Annotated in this window: 21 protein-coding genes; 12 read left to right on the plus strand and 9 right to left on the minus strand. The window is 60.6% G+C overall.

All coding sequences use genetic code 11. From position 1 onward, the window contains the following. Nucleotides 1–36: 36 nt before the first annotated feature. On the plus strand, nt 37–3,300 hold the full coding sequence (locus LKE65_RS11945) for an AsmA-like C-terminal region-containing protein (RefSeq protein WP_278741469.1): 3,264 nt from the start codon (nt 37–39) through the stop codon (nt 3,298–3,300). Nucleotides 3,301–3,361: 61 nt separating this feature from the next. Here LKE65_RS11945 and LKE65_RS11950 read toward each other — a convergent pair whose 3' ends face one another. From LKE65_RS11950 to aat, 4 genes are all read right to left on the minus strand, one after another. After that, nucleotides 3,362–3,973: a hypothetical protein gene (locus LKE65_RS11950; RefSeq protein WP_278741470.1), complete on the minus strand. Its 612-nt coding sequence runs from the start codon at nt 3,971–3,973 to the stop codon at nt 3,362–3,364. Nucleotides 3,974–4,020: 47 nt separating this feature from the next. Further along, nucleotides 4,021–4,662, minus strand: a complete 642-nt coding sequence (locus LKE65_RS11955; protein ID WP_408744103.1) for a hypothetical protein — start codon at nt 4,660–4,662, stop codon at nt 4,021–4,023. A 17-nt stretch (nt 4,663–4,679) separates the two neighbouring features. Further along, complete coding sequence (locus LKE65_RS11960) at nt 4,680–5,462, minus strand: DUF4412 domain-containing protein (RefSeq protein ID WP_278741473.1); 783 nt, start codon at nt 5,460–5,462, stop codon at nt 4,680–4,682. Between the two features lie 80 nt (nt 5,463–5,542). Next, nucleotides 5,543–6,184, minus strand: coding sequence for a leucyl/phenylalanyl-tRNA--protein transferase (aat, locus tag LKE65_RS11965; RefSeq protein ID WP_086645400.1), 642 nt, complete (start codon nt 6,182–6,184; stop codon nt 5,543–5,545). 179 nt (nt 6,185–6,363) lie between these two features. On the opposite strand from aat, the gene LKE65_RS11970 reads away from it, so the two are divergent. Both LKE65_RS11970 and LKE65_RS11975 read left to right on the plus strand, forming a co-directional pair. After that, on the plus strand, nt 6,364–7,338 hold the full coding sequence (locus tag LKE65_RS11970) for a 2-hydroxyacid dehydrogenase (RefSeq protein ID WP_278741475.1): 975 nt from the start codon (nt 6,364–6,366) through the stop codon (nt 7,336–7,338). Between the two features lie 28 nt (nt 7,339–7,366). Next, nucleotides 7,367–7,537, plus strand: coding sequence for a hypothetical protein (locus LKE65_RS11975; RefSeq protein WP_158093022.1), 171 nt, complete (start codon nt 7,367–7,369; stop codon nt 7,535–7,537). A 68-nt stretch (nt 7,538–7,605) separates the two neighbouring features. Here LKE65_RS11975 and LKE65_RS11980 read toward each other — a convergent pair whose 3' ends face one another. Continuing rightward, nucleotides 7,606–8,430, minus strand: a complete 825-nt coding sequence (locus tag LKE65_RS11980; RefSeq protein ID WP_095349167.1) for an EcsC family protein — start codon at nt 8,428–8,430, stop codon at nt 7,606–7,608. 247 nt (nt 8,431–8,677) lie between these two features. On the opposite strand from LKE65_RS11980, the gene LKE65_RS11985 reads away from it, so the two are divergent. Both LKE65_RS11985 and LKE65_RS11990 read left to right on the plus strand, forming a co-directional pair. Next, nucleotides 8,678–9,376 (plus strand): hypothetical protein, encoded by a 699-nt coding sequence (locus LKE65_RS11985; RefSeq protein WP_278741477.1) that lies wholly within the window; start codon nt 8,678–8,680, stop codon nt 9,374–9,376. A 108-nt stretch (nt 9,377–9,484) separates the two neighbouring features. Next, nucleotides 9,485–9,820, plus strand: a complete 336-nt coding sequence (locus tag LKE65_RS11990; RefSeq protein WP_086645360.1) for a TIGR01244 family sulfur transferase — start codon at nt 9,485–9,487, stop codon at nt 9,818–9,820. A 91-nt stretch (nt 9,821–9,911) separates the two neighbouring features. Here LKE65_RS11990 and LKE65_RS11995 read toward each other — a convergent pair whose 3' ends face one another. Continuing rightward, nucleotides 9,912–10,331 carry an EVE domain-containing protein gene (locus LKE65_RS11995; protein WP_086645359.1) on the minus strand — a complete coding sequence of 140 codons (420 nt, stop codon included), beginning with the start codon at nt 10,329–10,331 and terminating at the stop codon, nt 9,912–9,914. 1 nt (nt 10,332) lies between these two features. Further along, nucleotides 10,333–10,626 carry a YciI family protein gene (locus LKE65_RS12000; protein WP_086645358.1) on the minus strand — a complete coding sequence of 98 codons (294 nt, stop codon included), beginning with the start codon at nt 10,624–10,626 and terminating at the stop codon, nt 10,333–10,335. Nucleotides 10,627–10,805: 179 nt separating this feature from the next. Here LKE65_RS12000 and LKE65_RS12005 point away from each other — a divergent pair, with 179 nt between their 5' ends. The 7 genes from LKE65_RS12005 to ccmI are packed head-to-tail and all read left to right on the plus strand — an operon-like array spanning nt 10,806 to nt 16,067. After that, complete coding sequence (locus LKE65_RS12005) at nt 10,806–11,579, plus strand: heme ABC transporter permease (protein WP_086645357.1); 774 nt, start codon at nt 10,806–10,808, stop codon at nt 11,577–11,579. Beyond that, nucleotides 11,576–11,737, plus strand: coding sequence for a heme exporter protein CcmD (locus tag LKE65_RS12010; RefSeq protein ID WP_143221875.1), 162 nt, complete (start codon nt 11,576–11,578; stop codon nt 11,735–11,737). Before LKE65_RS12005 ends, LKE65_RS12010 begins: the two co-directional genes overlap by 4 nt. Continuing rightward, nucleotides 11,734–12,264, plus strand: coding sequence for a cytochrome c maturation protein CcmE (gene ccmE / locus LKE65_RS12015; RefSeq protein ID WP_095348988.1), 531 nt, complete (start codon nt 11,734–11,736; stop codon nt 12,262–12,264). The genes LKE65_RS12010 and ccmE overlap by 4 nt, the downstream gene beginning before the upstream one ends. Nucleotides 12,265–12,303: 39 nt before the next feature. Beyond that, on the plus strand, nt 12,304–14,289 hold the full coding sequence (locus LKE65_RS12020; protein ID WP_086645355.1) for a heme lyase CcmF/NrfE family subunit: 1,986 nt from the start codon (nt 12,304–12,306) through the stop codon (nt 14,287–14,289). Beyond that, entirely contained in the window at nt 14,286–14,861 is a 576-nt protein-coding gene (locus LKE65_RS12025; protein WP_278741481.1) for a DsbE family thiol:disulfide interchange protein, read from the plus strand. Before LKE65_RS12020 ends, LKE65_RS12025 begins: the two co-directional genes overlap by 4 nt. Then, the gene (locus tag LKE65_RS12030; protein ID WP_278741483.1) at nt 14,858–15,331 is read left to right on the plus strand and encodes a cytochrome c-type biogenesis protein; all 474 of its coding nucleotides are present in this window, start codon (nt 14,858–14,860) and stop codon (nt 15,329–15,331) included. Before LKE65_RS12025 ends, LKE65_RS12030 begins: the two co-directional genes overlap by 4 nt. Before the next feature lie 4 nt (nt 15,332–15,335). Continuing rightward, nucleotides 15,336–16,067 carry a c-type cytochrome biogenesis protein CcmI gene (gene ccmI, locus LKE65_RS12035; protein ID WP_278741485.1) on the plus strand — a complete coding sequence of 244 codons (732 nt, stop codon included), beginning with the start codon at nt 15,336–15,338 and terminating at the stop codon, nt 16,065–16,067. A gap of 28 nt (nt 16,068–16,095) precedes the next feature. Here the strand turns inward: ccmI and LKE65_RS12040 are convergent, their stop codons facing one another. Together LKE65_RS12040 and LKE65_RS12045 are read right to left on the minus strand one after the other, a co-directional pair. Continuing rightward, on the minus strand, nt 16,096–16,626 hold the full coding sequence (locus LKE65_RS12040; RefSeq protein WP_086645351.1) for a hypothetical protein: 531 nt from the start codon (nt 16,624–16,626) through the stop codon (nt 16,096–16,098). Between the two features lie 76 nt (nt 16,627–16,702). Beyond that, the gene (locus LKE65_RS12045) at nt 16,703–17,074 is read right to left on the minus strand and encodes a YidB family protein (protein WP_086645397.1); all 372 of its coding nucleotides are present in this window, start codon (nt 17,072–17,074) and stop codon (nt 16,703–16,705) included. Between the last annotated feature and the right edge of the window lie 99 nt (nt 17,075–17,173).

The raw sequence follows: 17,173 nt of genomic DNA on the forward strand, positions 1-17,173 counted from the left end.
TATGGCCCGTACTGTGAACCATAAAGGCTTGCTGCGTTGACTTCCAACGGTCAAGACACCTCCCCCCCCGCAAGAACAAAAATTCCGCGTGCGCTGGCGATTGGCGCATGCGTTCTGGTGGCCTCCCCCTTTGTGGGGCTCGGGGCGTTGCTGGGTGCCATGGCATTTGGCCCGCTTGATATTACGCCGGTGGTGCGGCCTTTTCTGCCCATCACAATTATCAAGGGGGAACGCGCGCACCCGCCAGCAGTCAGCCTGCGTCTGGGCCATGCCGAACTCCGCTGGAATGGCCTGCGTGAAGGCATGGGTGTGCCCATAACCGTTGTGCTTGAGGACCTGAGCTTTATTGCTCCCGGCAACGCCCACCCGAATACCGTGCGCGAAGCAGACGTCACGCTGGACCCGCTGGCCTTGTTGCACGGTAGCATAAGGCTGCGCACCATCAACATCAAAGGGGTGCGCCTTGCCCTGCGCCGCGCCCATAACGGCAGCGTGGAGTTTGACCTCGATCTGCCCTCTACCCCATCCTCCCATCAGGACAACACGCTGGAAACTTACGGGCTGGAACACGCACGTATAGAAGATGCCACCATAAGCATGGATGACCAGCTCACCGGCACGCACTGGCTGGCATCCGATATTGGTGTGGACCTGCGCCTGCATACCATAAGGCACGCTACAGGGGTTACCGGGGCTGTCAAACTGAGCATAGCGCCGCAAAGCGACCCCGGTACCAGACTGGTCCTGAACGCACACGGTGCACCGGCCGACAATGGCAGACAGATTGCATGGCACCTGAGCACAAACACGCTCAACCCCGCCACATTTGCCCCCCTCCGCCCCGAACTGGCCAAAATAGACCTGCCCATAAGCCTTACGGCAGATACATATTTTACCTCTGCGCCAAAAACGCCGTGGATGGTGCCCAATGCGCTGGAACTGACAACCGCCATAGGCGCCGGCCATGTGGAGGCAGGCGGCACACGCTATGAGGTGGACCACGGTACGGCGGGCATGTCTGTGCTGCTCAACCAGACCAAGGCGCAGTCCGTACCCGCCCAGATTACCCTGCCCTCCGTGCATCTGCTCTTGCGCAACCCCAGTGCACCAGATGATGCCGCCCGCGCCCTGAGCGTGAACCTGAGTGGCTTCCTCAACACATCGGACCTGATGCAGCCCAAAGGCATAGAGGCCAGACTGAGTGCAACCATTCCCCATGTCTCGTTTGAGGATCTGACCTATTACTGGCCCAGCCTTGCTGCCAAGGGTGGCAAAAAATGGGTGACCGAGAACATAACCACCGGCACGGCCACCAACCTTGTAACCACAGCCGAACTGGGCAGCAGCCAGGGCTGGAACGGCCTGAAGCTGACCGGCATACAGGGGGGCATTGATGCAACGGGCCTGACCGTTCACTGGCTGCGCCCCATTACGCCCCTGCAAGGGCTGGATGCCCGGCTGGATATTGTAAGCCCGGACAAGCTGAGCATTCACTTTGACCACGGCTACCAGCTTGTGGACCGGACCGGCAAAAACGTGGGCCAGAACGGCACAGGCCGGATTGAAGCCGGGCCGGGCAGCATGGACATTGTGGGCCTGACCAAAAAAGACCAGACCGGCATTATAGAAACCGACCTGCACGGCCCTTTGCAGGATGTGATTGCCCTGCTGGCCGAACCACGGCTGCACCTGCTCTCACGCCATCCGCTCAGCCTGACCCGCCCGCGCGGTACGGCCAACCTGCATCTGGGCCTGAGCCTGCCGCTGATCAGCCGCGTAACCATTAACGACATGACCATCCAGAGCCATGCCGATGTCACGCATGCTTCCATTGGCAATGTTGTTGCCGGGCGCGATGTAGCCAACGCCCGCTTTGGGCTGGACGTGACCACGGACGGGCTTGCCCTTGCCGGGCACGGGGTTATTGGCGGCCTGCCCTCCGACCTGACATACGACATGGACTTCCGCTCCCTTCCGCCAGATGCGGTCGCGGAAAAAGCCCACCTGACCTCGCGCATAACGCCCGACACGGCTCTGGCGGCAGGCATTGCCACGGGGGACCACTTTGCTGGCAGCGCGGACCTTGCCGTGGATTACCAGCAACTGGCCAGCCACATAGGCACAGTTGGCCTTGATCTGGACCTTGGCCGCGCGGATATTCGCATTCCCATGTGGCACAAAACAGCGGGGCAGGCCGCACATGCCTCCGCCACGCTGGATCTGGACCGGGGGCAGATTACCAATGTGGACCACCTGCAGGCATCTGGTCCGGATATGAACGTCGTTGGCAAGGCGCAAATACGGCCCGGCCATGCGCCGGAACTGATTATTTCGTCCTTCAGGATCGCGCGTTCCAATGGTCACGCCAAACTGGTACTGCCCCAGAACCAGTCCGGTAACATGGTCCATGTTGGCGTTTATGCAGACACGCTCGACCTCTCCCCGCTCATGAGCCGGGATGAGCACGAACCGAGCACGCCCGAGACTAGAAAGCCCGCCAATTACCATGTGCCAGAAGCCGCAACCGGCAAACTGCACGGCCCCCCCGGCACGGCCTGGGCCATTGACCTGACGGCAAACCAGCTCTGGTACAGCAAAACCAAGCAGCCCCTGCGCACCGTACAGGCCTATTTTGAAGATAACGGCCTGCGGCTGGAAAAAATGCGCTTTACCATGCGCGGACCAGTGCCAGCCAGCATGACACTGGTTCCCACAGGGGCCAACCGCACCCTGCACGCCCATATTCCCGATATGGGGGCGTTTCTGGCAGCTTTTGGCATTCTGCCCGACGTCAAGGGTGGGCAGGCCGTACTGGATGGTACGTTTGATGATACCGAACCCGCCGCCCCTTTCAGCGGCAAGCTGAGCGTTACTCCGTTCACGCTCAAAAAAGCACCGACCTCCCTGCAGGTCGCGCGCAATATTTCACTCTACGGCTGGCTCAATGCCCAGAACGCCAATGATTTTCTGGTGACGCACTTCAATATGCCCGTGACGTTTGAAGATGGCGTGCTGGAAATCCATGATGGCACAACTGGTAATGGTGCGCTGGGGGCCACGCTGGAGGGCAAGGTCAACCTCGACCACAACAGCATAGACCTGCATGGCACCGTGGTTCCCATTTTTGCCCTGAACACCCTGCCGGGCAAACTACCGGGCATTGGCAGACTGTTCAGCCCGGAAAAAAACGGGGGGCTGCTGGCTGTAACCTTCGGGATCACGGGTAATCTGGAGGACCCGACCCTGCACATTAACCCCTATTCCATTTTCCTGCCCGGGGCACTGCGCGAGATGTTCTAACCCCCGGCAATGCCCCGCGCAGCACATGCCGTGCGGGGTAATGCTCTGGTGGCTAGCCCAGCTAGTGTGCATGCCTTTGGGATGGCAGGTCCGATGCCGCATCGCGCGAGGCAGATGTATCCACCCCGTCCCCCGTATCAGGCAGGTCTGCATCGCTTTCCTGCAAAAAAACGGGGTCCTGCACAGTCCGGTTGATGGACAGGCTGAGTGCGCCAGAGTGCACCAGATCGCGCAGGGAGGTATCTTCATCCTCCATGCCGGTATCCACTCCATTGCCGCTGACTTCGCCAACCGCATGCAGCACCTGCCCGCTATGGGGGCGGACTTTTTCATGCAGCCAGTGGCGGGTGTGGGAGACAACGCTGGACGCATCCGCCGCCATGCAGGGCTGCATGTGGGTCAGGGTAATGGTTTCGGTTGTGACAACCGCCTGTGCTTGTGCCTGCGCTTGCGGCGTATGCTCGGCGGGGCCGGGCCGGGCGGTATCGTCTGTTGCAAACACGGTGCCGGAGGGCACCACAACCAGCGTTTGCGGCTGCTGGGCCGCCTGCGCCGTTATGCAGACCGTGGTTGGCCCATCCACCGCCTGAGCCTGCGCTGCGTCATGCGTCCACCCCAAGGCTGCGCATAGCGCAAACAGTAATGCGGTGCGGCCATAGGTTGCGTTGTGCATTCCATCCCTTTCCTGCCTTTATCACCAATGGCCACGCATGGTGTGCACTATGGGTGTGCTGGTGCCTCCTGCTGCAAACCGGGGGGTATGACAAACAGGCTATCGGGCTGCGCAACACGCTGCACACTGAGTGCGCGCACCGTTATCTGCCCACCCTGCGCGACCTGAAGCAGCAACCCGTCTGCCGTGTAGCAGGCATCCGTCGGGTGGCCATCCGTATCTTTCGTGCGCCATATTGTGCACTGCTCACCCGCCACAACGGAACTCCCCAATCGTGCATAGGAGCCGACCATTGCGGGTTGGCCGGGGGGAGTAAGCTGCTGTGTGCCCGGCACAGGCATGATGCTGTCTTTTTTACGCCCGAGGTCCACAACACTCAGGGTTCTGTCACGCCATGAGGTGATCATGAACACGGAGGATTTATCCGGGTCCAGCCGCTGGCGCAGGGTCGCAACCTGCCAGCGCATACGCTGACGGGTGCTGACATCCCCCTGAGGGGAGGCAAGCTCGTACTCCACATCCACATCCACGGAGGGGGTAATGGCCGGGGCTTCCGCTGGCGGATCACCCGCCGTGGTGGCCTGCGCGGGCGCGGCATCCTGCGCTGTACCAGCCTGCTGCGCATAGGCAGGCATACCCGCCAGAGCCAGCCCAAAAGCCGCAACGGCAACTGCGCTACGCGACACCATACTGCACCGTGTGACCATTACCGGTTTTCTCCCTCAGGGTTAGGGCTGGTTGCGGGCAGGCTGGTTGCGGGGCCAACGCCTGTTACGGGGGGCTCGGTCTGGGCTGCATCGGAATGGGGAGAATGGGGTGTGACTTCCAAAAAGCCCTGTGGCGGTTCAAAGGCGCTGACCGGCACAATATCGTAAGACACCTTCATGGCACGCAGGCTGCCATTCAGCCCATCAACGTCCACACCATCCTGCTGGAGTATGAACCCGTCATCCGTAACGCAGGTTGATGCCTTGCCCTGAGCAGAAACCGCCTGCCATGTGGTACAGGGCTGGCCTGCCACCACATCGCTCCCGGTTTTGGTGAACTGCATGGACATATCGAGCAGGAACGGGTTGCGTATACCCTCCTGCTGCACAAGCCGGGTATAGATACGACGGTCGTTAATAATAACCAGCACTTCCTGCGCGGCACGGTTGATAATCACCGCACCACGGCTGGTGTCCCCTTCCATGCTGGTCATGTAGTTGATCCGCATCAGCCCACCATCACCCGAATACAGCACCTGCACATGGCGGCTTGCCACGGGTGTATCGGCTTTGGCTCCGGCCTTGAGGTCCTGCTCGGTTGGGCGGGGCTGAAACACATAGTCGATCACCGCATCGCGCCCCGGTGTCAGGCGCGGGTGGTCTGTGGCCTGCTGGGCATGCAGGGGAGGAGTAACAATGGCAGACATGGCCAAAACGCCAACGGCGCACAGGCCGGAAACACGCAGGCTGCGTTTGCAGGCCGGTAAAAATCTGTCTGTCACCAAATCCATCTCCATTTTTTTGCGGCCTGCACTCTCTGGGCGTGCGGTTGCCGCAACCAGCTTGTAAAGTTGTGGCAGCGTTACATGCTGCGTATTTCGGCTTCCAGCATATCGGGTGCCAGCGTATCGGACCAGCAGGGCTGCATGCATACGGCACGCTCAAGCTGTTCTTTGTACTCTGCCGCAGGGATTTCCACCCCACCAAAACGGGCCAGATGCTCCGTGCCGAACTGTGTATCCAGCAGAATAAAACCGTTCAGGCGCATACGGGCAACCAGATGAACAAGAGCCACCTTGGAGGCATCCGTAACCCGGCTGAACATGCTCTCGCCAAAAAACACGCCTCCCAGTGCAACCCCATACAGCCCACCCACCAGTTCCCCTTCCATGCGGCATTCCACACTATGGCCAAAGCCCATGGTGTGGAGCGCACAGAACAACTGGTAAATGCGGCTGTTGATCCATGTGCTTTCCCGCCCCGCGGCAGGGGCCGCACACCCGCGCATGACGGCGGGAAAATCCCGGTCCACGCTGACCTCAAAGCGGCCGGACAGAACCGTACGGCGCAAACGCCGGGGAACATGAAAACCCTCCAGCGGCAAAATGCCCCGCGGGTCCGGGTCATACCAGCTTAAGGTCGGGTCATCCTCCCCCTCTGCCATGGGGAACAGCCCAACTGCGTAGGCCCCCAGCATCAGTTCAGGGGTCAGACCATCAGACATGCCGGATATGCTCCCATGTTTTTCCACCACCGCCCCCATCCGGGCAACCGGCTTTTCCCGCACTCGTTATCAGGCATAGGGTGGCTTGCGGTATAATGCACCCGCAGCATTATGCTAGCGTGCCCACCAGAATAAACACATCCCTGCCCGGCCCACCATGCTGCAACACGGAGATTTTTGTGACCTCTCACCCCCCGCGCCTGATCCGCTCCACCCGCCTGCTGGACGCAGTGGAAGAGCGTATCCACTCCGAGTTTGACGCTCCCCCCGCACCCGAGCATGCGCTCAGCACCGCCGAGCTGCTGGAACTGGCCCACGCCTACCAGCCCTTTGCCGTGCTGGTGACACATACAGCCCCCCTTAAAGGGGCGGATGTCGCGGCTCTGCCAGAAAGCGTTAAACTTGTGGCAACAGTCAGTGTCGGGCTGGACCATCTGGATGTTCCCGCTTTGCTGGCGCGCAATATTGCCGTCTCCAACACCCCCGATGTGCTGACCGACTGCAACGCCGATCTGGCGATCATGCTCATTCTGGCCGCCAGCCGCAGAGCTGCGGAGTATTACACACTCATGAAAGCCGGATGGGGCCACGCACTGGGCATGGGGGAAATGCTGGGCCACCGCGTTACGGGCAAGCGGCTGGGCATTGTGGGCATGGGCCGCATTGGGCAGGCCGTTGCCAAGCGCGCCCGCGGGTTCGACATGTCCATCCTCTACCACAACCGGCGGCGGCTGGACGCAGCGGAGGAAGCAGGGGCAACCTACTTTGAAACACTTGAGGACATGCTGCCCCACTGCGATATTCTAAGCCTGCACATGCCCGGCTCTACAACAGCCCCCCCACTGATAAACGCGCGCACACTTGGGCTGCTGCCGCGCGGGAGTGTGCTGGTCAATGCTGCCCGTGGCTCCCTGATTGATGAAGATGCACTGATTACTGCCCTGCGGTCCGGCCAGCTTTTTGCTGCCGGACTGGATGTGTTCCAGAATGAACCCAACCCGAACCCGGCCCTGCTGGCCCTGCCCAACCTGTTCATGACCCCCCATGTCGGCAGTGCTACGGTAGAAACCCGGACTGCCATGGGCATGCTTGCTCTTGATAATGTCCGCGCCATGGTGGAAGGCAAACCTCTGCCTTCCGGCGTGAGCGCATAAAACGGCAGGGATAAGGAGAAACAGCCCCATGACCATGCGACTCTTCTGCGTTCTTGCTATGGGTATTTGTGCCGCGCTCTGGTACCCGGCTTTTCATTATCAGGGCACGTTACAGGTTCTGGGGATCAGCTTTCTGGCCATGGCTGTAATCGCGACCTTTATAGAAGACTCCGAACAGCGGGTACCGGCTAAAAAATAGCCCCATAAAAAAGCAGGGCCGCATATTGCGGCCCTGCTTTTTTGCCTGCCGGTGCTCTGGGCACAGGGTTAGAGCTTTTCGCGCCCTTCAAGGTTGTCACGCAGGGCAAGGGCGGTATCCCGCACCACGGGGCCGTGCTCGCGCTCCAGCCTGCGGATGGTAAAGTGCGCACGGGCAAGGGCCCGGTAATGGTTAAAAAACGCTGTATTCAGCGATGCACCACACAGCGCCCCGGCCACAGGCATAAGCTGGACAGAAATTTTTTGCCCAAGCGCTAAGCCGTAATGCGAGGCCACTTCGGCAATCAGCATCACCACCGGGCGGCCACGCAGCACTGCGCGGGCGGAAAAATAACCCAGTTCGCTCTCTTCCCCGTTCCGCCGGTTGGGAAAGGCTTTGAGTGCAAACACCTCCAGACAGGCGCGCCGAGCATCCGGGTCGCTCATGTCTTCGCCTTCCTCGCGGGCAATACGGGCAATTTCACGCATGATTGTCAGGGTCGTAAACCCGATATCGGGCGCCAGACCAGCCAGCCCGGCAAAACCACCAACAGCCCCCGATACAGCCACAGCCGCCTGAAGGCTGGATGTACGCCAGCGCGAGTCTTCCATCGCGGTGTCTGCCGGGCCTTTCATGCCCAGCACGGCTACGTCAAATGCACGGGTAATGGCGGTTTCGGCCAGCCCGCGCAGTTTCTGTTCCATGTTTGGGGCCATACCCAGACCACGCATGCCCAGACGCGCGGCATGGCCAACAGCACCCCCCATAAGGTCCGCCAGACGCACCAGAACGCCACGCCCGGATTCAACCGCGATCAGGGCTGTTTCCAACTCGCCCAGGTCGCGGCCGCTCAGGGCTAGCGGAGTCAGGGCGTTGCCTGCTGTTTCCTTCATGCTCGTACGTGCCTTTCCTGTCTGCTACCTGCCTCATTTACAGCAAATGCGACAATCGGCGCTGCCAGAGCGCCGTATGCTCTTGATTGTGGCCAATCATAACAGGCTGATCGCATGAAAAACAGATGACCTGTTACAACGTGCCCCCTGTGCCCACGCAAACAGCGTTGTAAGCGTGGCTTTAAGCCCTTACACAACGCATGAAGAATCTGGCTTAACGCCGCGCCGCTTTTAAGGAGCTTTCCTCATGGCTGGTCTTTTCCGTCTTTTCCATTCCCGTGCCAGCGCCTCCCGTCCTGCCCGTATTCTGGGCCGTCTGGGGTGTGCTGCTTCCGTGCTGGCTCTGGCCGCATGCGCCACACCGGAACAGAAAACATACGATATGGCTCTGGCAGATGCCCGCACAGACCCAAGCCTGTGCCAGTCCATCCGTTACTACCCACTTCTGGCACAAGCATGGCAGAAAGCCCACATGGGCGGAGATGCAGACATGCAGGATGCCTCTGCCCCACCAGTGGGCAGCCTGCCTCACCTCAAGGTTACAGCCTCGACCGCAGTCCCGGATGTAAGCTTTCCGCCCTATTCCCAGCGGGCCTGCCGCATGACTGTACAGGCTGGCGACCATGCGCCCGAAACCGGGTTCATGACCGTGGCCTACTTCATGCACAACGGCAAAGTGGATACCTCACTGGTCAAATGGAACTCCGATACCGAAGTTTCGAAGTATTATGACGAACTCAAGGCCAAGATCAGCAGCGGTGTGGATATGAACAACCCCACACTCAAGGCCTGCATGACGCACTACCCTGCCCTGCAGGTCAACAGCACCGACCCTGCCATGCAGCAGGCAGCCGTGGGCCTGCGCGCCCTGCTGATCCGCCACTGCCTTGCAGACCATGCAGCCCTGAAAAACCTGTATTCGGACATGTATTTCATTCACCGCTAGGCCTTGCGGCCCACGCCATACCCACCATGCCGGCACAGCCCTTGCATTGAGGCCCAAAAACCTCATCCTGCACGGAGCAGGCCCCTAGCTTACAGGATAACAGACCCCATGAAGTACCAGTCCATCGCCCCCGACTTTGCCGTAGCAGGCCAGATTACCCCCAGCGATATTCCCGCAATCAAAGATGCCGGGTTCAAAACCGTTATCTGCAACCGCCCCGATGGTGAAGAAGCAGGCCAGCCCACGGCTGAAACCATTGGCGAGGCCGTACGCGCGGCGGGGCTGACCTTTATTGCCATCCCCATGGCTGCGGGCGTGCCCCCCACCTCTGACGTGGTGATTGAAACGCAGGAAGTGCTGAACACGCTGCCGGGGCCGTATTTTGCTTACTGTCGCTCGGGCAACCGCGCTGCACAGGCTTGGATGCAGGCCACACAGGGCTAACCCCTGCTGCCACTGCGTACAAAATAACAAAGGCCGCCCGGTTGGGCGGCCTTTGTCACAATAATTTGATAGCGGTGAAAACCGGCCCGTTTCAGCCCGGTTCCTGCCACCCTCCCATCTGGCACAGAACCTGCCAGTGCTCTGCCGAAACCGGGCAGACAGACAGGCGGGACTGACGAACCAGCGCCAGCTCCTCCAGCCCCGGCTCGGCCTTGATCCGCGCAAGCGTGACCGGCTCTGGCATGGGGCCTACCGCCTGAACATCCACACACACCCAGGCTCCGCTTTCGGCCGTGGGGTCCGGGTAGGCGGCACGCACCACTTCCACCACCCCCACAATCGCGCGTTGCACGTTGGAATGGTAAAAAAAGGCCCTGTCCCCCACCTGCATGGCGGCAAGGTTCTTTTTGGCCTGATGATTCCGAACTCCGGTCCATGGCTCTACATGATTTGCAACCTGCTCGTCCCAGCTGAACGCGTCAGGCTCGCTCTTTACCAGCCAGAATGCCATGTTATTCCGCCAGTTGCCCATCGCGGAAAACCGTACGCAGCGGGCGCACGATTACGCTCTCAAACAGGTCCACCTTGGCGTAGGGGTCGGCGGCGGCAAAGCCTTCTGCGCTGGCACGGTCCTCGGCTTCAAGCAGGATCAGGCTACCGCAGGGTTTGCCGTCTGAATCAAGCTGTGGGCCACCAAACTGGATGGCTGCCTTGTTAAGCTCCAGAAAAGCCAGATGCTGGGCGCGGGTGGCCATGCGCAGGTCCAGCGAGCCGGGGCGATCCGTACAGATAATGGCAAACAACATGGCTCATTTTCCTTCTGTTGTGTCTTACGGGCATGGTCGCCCATGAAGAACTGCATCGTGTCAGAACGCTTATAATGATATAAAGGAGACGGCAGCAGTCCCACTTTGAGGCATATTGCCCCCCACGGGCAAGGGTATCCCCCTCGCCCATAAACCAGACAGACGGAGCGGACCAACTTTTGAGCGCCTCACCGACCCTTGTCGCGCGTACTGGCAGTTTTTTCCACCGTTACGCCAACCCCGGCCGGTTTCTCAAGCTGGGCGCACGCCTCCAGCCGTGGCTGACCTGGCCGGCCATTGCTTTTACCCTTGCGGGCCTTGGGTGGGGGTTGTTCTACTCCCCCGCCGACTGGCAGCAGGGGGATTCCGTGCGCATCATGTACGTGCATGTGCCCGCAGCCATGCTGGCATCGGGCGGGTATGCCGGGCTTGCTCTCTGCGGCCTGCTCTCGCTCGTGTGGCGCCACCCGCTGGCAGATCTGGCAGCGGTGGAAATTGGCCCCGTTGGGGCATGCATTACCGCCCTGTGCCTGGCCACTGGCTCCATCTGGGGCAAACCCATGTGGGGCACATGGTGGGTGTGGGATGCGCGCCTGACCTCCGTGCTGGTCCTGTTTTTTCTCTACCTCGGGCATATCGCCCTGATCCGCGCGTTTGATGACCCGCAGCGCGGCTACCGTGCTGCCGCCATTCTGGCGCTGGCCGGGGCTGTGGACCTGCCGATTATCAAGTTCAGCGTGCAATGGTGGAACACCTTGCACCAGCCAGACAGCATTACCTTGACCGGTGCACCGACCATGTCATCCTCCATGCTGTGGCCGCTTGCTCTTTCCACCATCGGGTTCTCGCTGGGCTTTGCGGCCATTGTGGTGGCCCGCACCCGTGCTGCCGTGATGGAAAGCCGCATTCGTGCCCTGCTGTCCTCCCCCCGTCGGGGTGGAGGAGCGGCATGACCCACCTCCCCTATATTGTGGCCAGCTACGGGCTGGCCGCCATTATGGCGCTTGTTCTCTCCCTTGGTGCGGCACTCCGGCTCAAACGCGACCGGGCCAGACTGGCAGCACTGGAGCAGACCCATAACCGCAACGCAGGAACACCCCTTACTCCATGACCCGCAAGACCCGTCGCCTCTGGCTTGTCCTTGCCTGTGTTGCCTGCCTTGGCACCGCGGCCGCCCTGATCCTGCGGGCTTTTTCTTCCGACATTGTGTTCTTTGTCACCCCCTCGCAGGTCGAAGCCTCACCCCCGCCAGCGGATCGCACGGTCAAGCTGGGTGGCATGGTTGTTGCAGGCTCGGTCAAGCGTGAAAAACACGGTGAAACCCCCGTTGCCACCTTTGCCGTAACCGATGGCCAGGCCGCCGTGACCGTGCAGTATGAAGGGATTTTGCCCGACCTGTTCCGTGAGGGGCAAAGCGTGGTTGCCATTGGCACGGTCAAGCCTCCACACGGATTTGTGGCGAGCGAGGTTCTGGCCAAGCATGATGAGACCTACATGCCCAAGGAAGTGGCCGAAGCCCTTAAAAAATCCGGCAAATGGGACCCCCGCTTTGGCCCGCCCCCCAGTGCTGCAAGCTGGAACAACATGACCGTGCAGGACGCAAGCAAGAGCCTTTCCGCCCCCGCCGCGGCAAACTGAACAGCCAGACTTAAAGAAGACGGGAGCCTCCCCCCTGATATGTTAAGCCCCGAACTTGGACATTACGCCCTTGCGCTGGCCTGTGTGCTGGCTGCCGTGCAGGGTATTATTCCCCTTATTGGCGCATCCCGGCGCGATGCGCGGCTTATGGCGCTGGCTCCCGGCCTTGCCATCGGGCAGATGATCGCCCTTGGCGTCTCCTTCCTCAGCCTGATTTACGCGGCGGTTACGGACGATTTTTCGGTCCAGAACATTGCGGAAAACAGCGCGGTTTCCAAACCTCTGCTCTACAAAATAACCGGCGTATGGGGGAACCACGAAGGCTCCATTCTGCTCTGGGCGCTTATTCTGGGCCTGTGTGGGGCAGCGGTGGCGGCCTTTGGGCGCAACCTGCCCTCCGCCCTGCGTGCGCGCGTTATTGCCGTGCTGGGCCTTGTAGCCACGGGGTTTGAACTGTTCTGCCTGACCACATCAGACCCATTTGCCCGTATCTGGCCCGCCCCCATGGACGGCCAGGGCATGAACCCCCTGCTACAGGACCCCGGTCTGGCCTTCCACCCCCCCATTTTGTACACGGGTTACGTAGGCTTTGCCGTACCTTTTGCCTTTGCCATTGCCGCGCTGATTGAAGGCCGGGTTGATGCAGCATGGGGCCGGTGGGTACGGCCGTGGGCCGTGGCCGCATGGTGCTTTTTGACCTGCGGCATCGCCATGGGCTCCTGGTGGTCCTATTATGTGCTGGGCTGGGGCGGCTACTGGTTCTGGGACCCGGTAGAAAACGCCTCGCTCATTCCGTGGCTGACGGGCACCGCACTGATCCATTCCGCCATTGTGGTGGAAAAGCGCGAAGCCCTTAAAATCTGGACCGTACTGCTGGCCATTGCCACCTTCTCATTCTCGCTGTCGGGCACGTTTCTGGTGCGTTCGGGCATTCTCAACTCCGTGCATGCCTTTGCAAACGACCCGGCTCGCGGGGTGTTTATTCTGGGCCTGTTGGGCGTTGTTATTGGTGGCTCGCTTGCCCTGTTCGCCTACCGCGCCCCAACCCTGACCGCAGGCGGGCTGTTTGCCCCCATCTCCCGCGAGGGGGCACTGGTGCTCAACAACATTCTGCTGTGCTCCCTGTGCGCGGTGGTGCTGACGGGGACCATGTATCCCCCCTTCATGTCCCTGTTGTTTGACCGCACCATTTCGGTTGGCAAACCGTTTTTTGATGCAACGACCATTCCGCTGGCGCTGCCGCTGTTCATTTTCATGGGCTTTGGCCCCATGCTGCCGTGGAAGCGCGCACAGCTCTGGCCTGTGCTGCAAAAGCTGTGGCTTGCCGCCATTGTGGCGGCACTGGCCTGCGCGGTTGCCGTGTTTGAACTGTCTGGCGTGCTGGCCATTCTGTGCGCTGCTGCGGCATTGTGGGTTATTGCAGCCAGTGTGACCGATCTGGCAGAGCGCACAAAACTGTTCCGTGTGCCTGTTGCCACATCCCTCCAGCGGGCACGCATGCTGCCCCGCGCCATTATTGGCACGGCCATTGCCCATGCCGGCGTAGGCATTACCGTGCTGGGCCTTGCCGCCATGTCTCAGGCACAGCACAAGATTGTGGAAGTGCCCATTGGCACCACCGAACAGCTGGCCGGGTATGACTGGACACTCAAGGCCGTGGAGCAGGAACCCGGCCCCAACTACACAGCCATGGTCGCCACGCTGGAAGTCCGCCGCAATGGCAGGCTGGTTACGGTCATGCACCCATCCAAGCGCAGCTTTAACAGCCAGAACCAGACCACAACGGATGTTGCCATCCACACCAACATGCTGGCGGACCTGTACGGCGTTCTGGGCGACAGGCACGGCCCGGACAGCAGCCCGACCTATGTGCTGCGCCTGCACTACAACCCGCTGGCACCATGGATGTGGCTGGGTGCGCTGATCATGGCGTTTGGGGGAGCACTCTCCCTTTCTGACCGGCGTATGCGCGTAGGCGCACCACAGCGGGCCAAATCCACCCCTGCAAGCACGAGCGTAGCATGACCACACCTTCGGATAACCTGACCCGCCGCCGCCTGCTTATGGCCCTGCCGCTGGCCGGGGCCGGTGTTGCCGGTATTGCCTTCTGGAAAATGCTGGATGGCATGCAGCACGGCTCCTTCAACCCGCATGACATCAACGCCCCCGTGCTGGACCGGCCAGTGCCAGACTTTACGCTGGCCCCGCTCCCCCCGGCAGAAGGGTTTACAACGCAGGATCTGCAACAGCTTACCAAGCCGGTGCTGGTCAATTTTTTTGCGTCATGGTGCATTCCCTGCCTTGCGGAAATGCCAACCCTTATGACCCTCAAAGACAAACTGACCATGTGGGGCATTGCCTACAAGGACAAGCCCGACAACGCTGCCAGCTTTTTGCACCATTCCGGCAACCCTTTTACCCGTCTGGGGGATGACCATACCGGCCGGGCCGGGATTGAATGGGGTATTTCCGGCGTGCCAGAGACTTTTCTGGTAGGACCGGGGGGGATTATCCGCTGGCACACAGCAGCCCCCCTTACGGATGAGACCATTAACAAGGTCCTGCTGCCACTGGTGCAAAGGCTGCAAACACCATGACCATACGCCGCAAACTGGCCGCCCTTGTGGCAGGCCTGCTCCTTATGGCAACACCGGTGCTGGTACTGGCGGTGGATGACCCGTCCGAAATGCTGCCCAACCCGCAGCAAGAGGCCCGCGCTCAGGCCATTGGTGCACAGCTGCGCTGTCTGGTGTGCCAGAACGAATCAATAGAAGACAGCAGCGCCGGTCTGGCGCGTGACCTGCGCCGCGTTGTGCGCGAGCACGTTGCCAAGGGCGAGAACAACCAGCAGGTCATGGACTGGATGGTGAGCCGTTATGGCAACTTCATCCGCCTGAAACCTGCTTTTTCGCCGGGCACGCTCCTGCTCTGGGCCATGCCGGCGCTGGCTCTGCTTATGGGGATTGGTACGGCTTTTCTGTTCTACCGCCGCAGGGCCGCAGCGCCACCGCCGCCCCCCCTGACCGAAGATGAAAAGGCCCGTCTGGCCAGACTGACAAAGGACTGAGAGCATGATCTGGCTTTCCATCGGGCTGCTCAGCCTGCTTGCCCTTGCCCCGGCTATAGTAACACTGTGGAAGCGCACCCGCGTTATTCGGGATGAACGCAGCACCGCGCTGGCCCTGCACGAAGCCCAGCTTGCAGAACTGGACCGCGACCTTGCCATTGGCCTGATCGCCCCAACCGAACACGACGTAGCCATACTGGAAATCCAGCGCCGTATTCTTTCAGCCGATGCAGCGCCTTCCACAGCACGGGCAAACAGTTCGGCCATGCTGGGCTGGTTTGGCATTGCGGCGGTGCCTGCTCTGGCCATTGCCTTATACCTGACCAACGGCACACCTTACCTGCCAGCCCAGCCCCTTGGCCCAAGGCTGGTGGCCCAGCATATGCAGAACCGCAAGGCCGATGCGCTTATCGCCCAGCTTCAGCAAGCCATGGCCAGCCTGCCTGCGGATGACCCCAACAGGCGGCAGGGCTACCTGCTGCTCGGCCAGTTGCAGGCATCGGGTGACCATTACGCGCAGGCGGCGGAAGCATGGAACCATGCTCTGGCGCTGGGCTTTGACCCTGAGCTGGCTGCCCGCACGGCAGAAGCCATGACAAGGGCCGAGCACCACGTCACTGCGCAGGCACTGGCGCTGTTCCGCAAAGCACTGGACGCTGCACCGCAGGATGCACCGTGGCGCCCCGCAGTACAGGGCCGCATTGCACAGGGCGAGCATGATCAGGAAAACCCCTGATCTGCCTGCCGTTATTTCTGGCTAGAACCTAGAACCCACCGCCGGGCCGTGGTGCAAAGCCCCGGCCCCAGACATCTTCCGTTGTGCGCACCTGCGGCGGGCGTGGCTGGCACGAAATAAGATACAACCCCACGACAAACACGATGTTTGAAAAGGCATTGAACCAGACCGCCGTCCCGAATGTGGGCGGGGAAGTCAGTGCCTGATACACAACGTACAGGGCGAACGGGATAGAAACAATCCGTATGCTGACAAGCATATGCCGCAGAGGGTTGGGTTTTCCCGGTTTGACCAGCACGCGCACACGGCCAAGCCCGAAAAAAAAGCTGACGCACAGGCACCAGACCAGCACATTGAAGATCATGTTGCCAAAATCGTGCATGCCGGTCAGCACAAACACAGCAATAATGGAAACGGCAGACAGCAGCAAAGAGCCAAACTGGCAGCTCATGCCGGCATCAAAGGCCGAAAAGCGTTCTGGCAGCCTGTCTGCCATGGGCTGGCAGACCCGGTCCAGCAGCCAGCTATCCATCCGTATTATACGTTCACCCAGTGTCATGGCTGCATCATAACGGATTATGTGCCGTGATGCACGAAAATGCCGTGCATCACACACTCACCGCCCAGCTTGTAACTCAGGCGCTTTTTGTTGTGTCAGGGGTGGGCAGCACGCCATCGGGCGTATGCTTGTCCACGGCGTCGGGCAGAAAATGCACCAATGCAGTGACCACGGCATCGGCTGGCAGGCCGGTTTTTTCCACCAGCGCATGCACCGCATCACTCCCCAGAATGGAGCGGATTTCATCCGGCGTGGCGGGCACATTGCCGCTCTGGCTGATCCATGAGCGCACCTTGTCGCCCAGTCCGGCCTGATCGGCGCGGTCCAGCAGGGTCTGGATTGTCTGCGGCTGTGCCAGGGACTGGAGCTGCTGCTTGACAAGTGTCTGGACATCTCCGCCCAGAACGCTCTCGACCTTACCTACAATGCTCTGAAAAAAATCAGACATATCCACCATCTTTCCCATATACGCCACCAGGGCGGCCTGTCGGCAGGCAAGGCACTATTTGGTCATGGAACGAATAACAGATCCATGCAATACTTATAA

The organism is Acetobacter fabarum (assembly GCF_022483405.1).
GTDB classification, from domain to species: Bacteria; Pseudomonadota; Alphaproteobacteria; order Acetobacterales; family Acetobacteraceae; genus Acetobacter; species Acetobacter fabarum.

Bases quoted from the DNA above. Each gene is read 5' to 3' on its own strand.
- LKE65_RS11975 (WP_158093022.1), top strand. From the start codon at position 7,367: ATGACCATGCGACTCTTCTGCGTTCTTGCTATGGGTATTTGTGCCGCG.
- aat (WP_086645400.1), bottom strand. From the start codon at position 6,184: ATGTCTGATGGTCTGACCCCTGAACTGATGCTGGGGGCCTACGCAGTT.
- LKE65_RS11955 (WP_408744103.1), bottom strand. From the start codon at position 4,662: ATGGTGTCGCGTAGCGCAGTTGCCGTTGCGGCTTTTGGGCTGGCTCTG.
- ccmI (WP_278741485.1), top strand. From the start codon at position 15,336: ATGATCTGGCTTTCCATCGGGCTGCTCAGCCTGCTTGCCCTTGCCCCG.
- LKE65_RS11950 (WP_278741470.1), bottom strand. From the start codon at position 3,973: ATGCACAACGCAACCTATGGCCGCACCGCATTACTGTTTGCGCTATGC.
- ccmE (WP_095348988.1), top strand. From the start codon at position 11,734: ATGACCCGCAAGACCCGTCGCCTCTGGCTTGTCCTTGCCTGTGTTGCC.
- LKE65_RS11980 (WP_095349167.1), bottom strand. From the start codon at position 8,430: ATGAAGGAAACAGCAGGCAACGCCCTGACTCCGCTAGCCCTGAGCGGC.
- LKE65_RS12045 (WP_086645397.1), bottom strand. From the start codon at position 17,074: ATGTCTGATTTTTTTCAGAGCATTGTAGGTAAGGTCGAGAGCGTTCTG.
- LKE65_RS12020 (WP_086645355.1), top strand. From the start codon at position 12,304: ATGTTAAGCCCCGAACTTGGACATTACGCCCTTGCGCTGGCCTGTGTG.
- LKE65_RS11995 (WP_086645359.1), bottom strand. From the start codon at position 10,331: ATGGCATTCTGGCTGGTAAAGAGCGAGCCTGACGCGTTCAGCTGGGAC.
- LKE65_RS12040 (WP_086645351.1), bottom strand. From the start codon at position 16,626: ATGACACTGGGTGAACGTATAATACGGATGGATAGCTGGCTGCTGGAC.
- LKE65_RS12000 (WP_086645358.1), bottom strand. From the start codon at position 10,626: ATGTTGTTTGCCATTATCTGTACGGATCGCCCCGGCTCGCTGGACCTG.
- LKE65_RS11985 (WP_278741477.1), top strand. From the start codon at position 8,678: ATGGCTGGTCTTTTCCGTCTTTTCCATTCCCGTGCCAGCGCCTCCCGT.
- LKE65_RS12010 (WP_143221875.1), top strand. From the start codon at position 11,576: ATGACCCACCTCCCCTATATTGTGGCCAGCTACGGGCTGGCCGCCATT.
- LKE65_RS12030 (WP_278741483.1), top strand. From the start codon at position 14,858: ATGACCATACGCCGCAAACTGGCCGCCCTTGTGGCAGGCCTGCTCCTT.
- LKE65_RS11990 (WP_086645360.1), top strand. From the start codon at position 9,485: ATGAAGTACCAGTCCATCGCCCCCGACTTTGCCGTAGCAGGCCAGATT.
- LKE65_RS12025 (WP_278741481.1), top strand. From the start codon at position 14,286: ATGACCACACCTTCGGATAACCTGACCCGCCGCCGCCTGCTTATGGCC.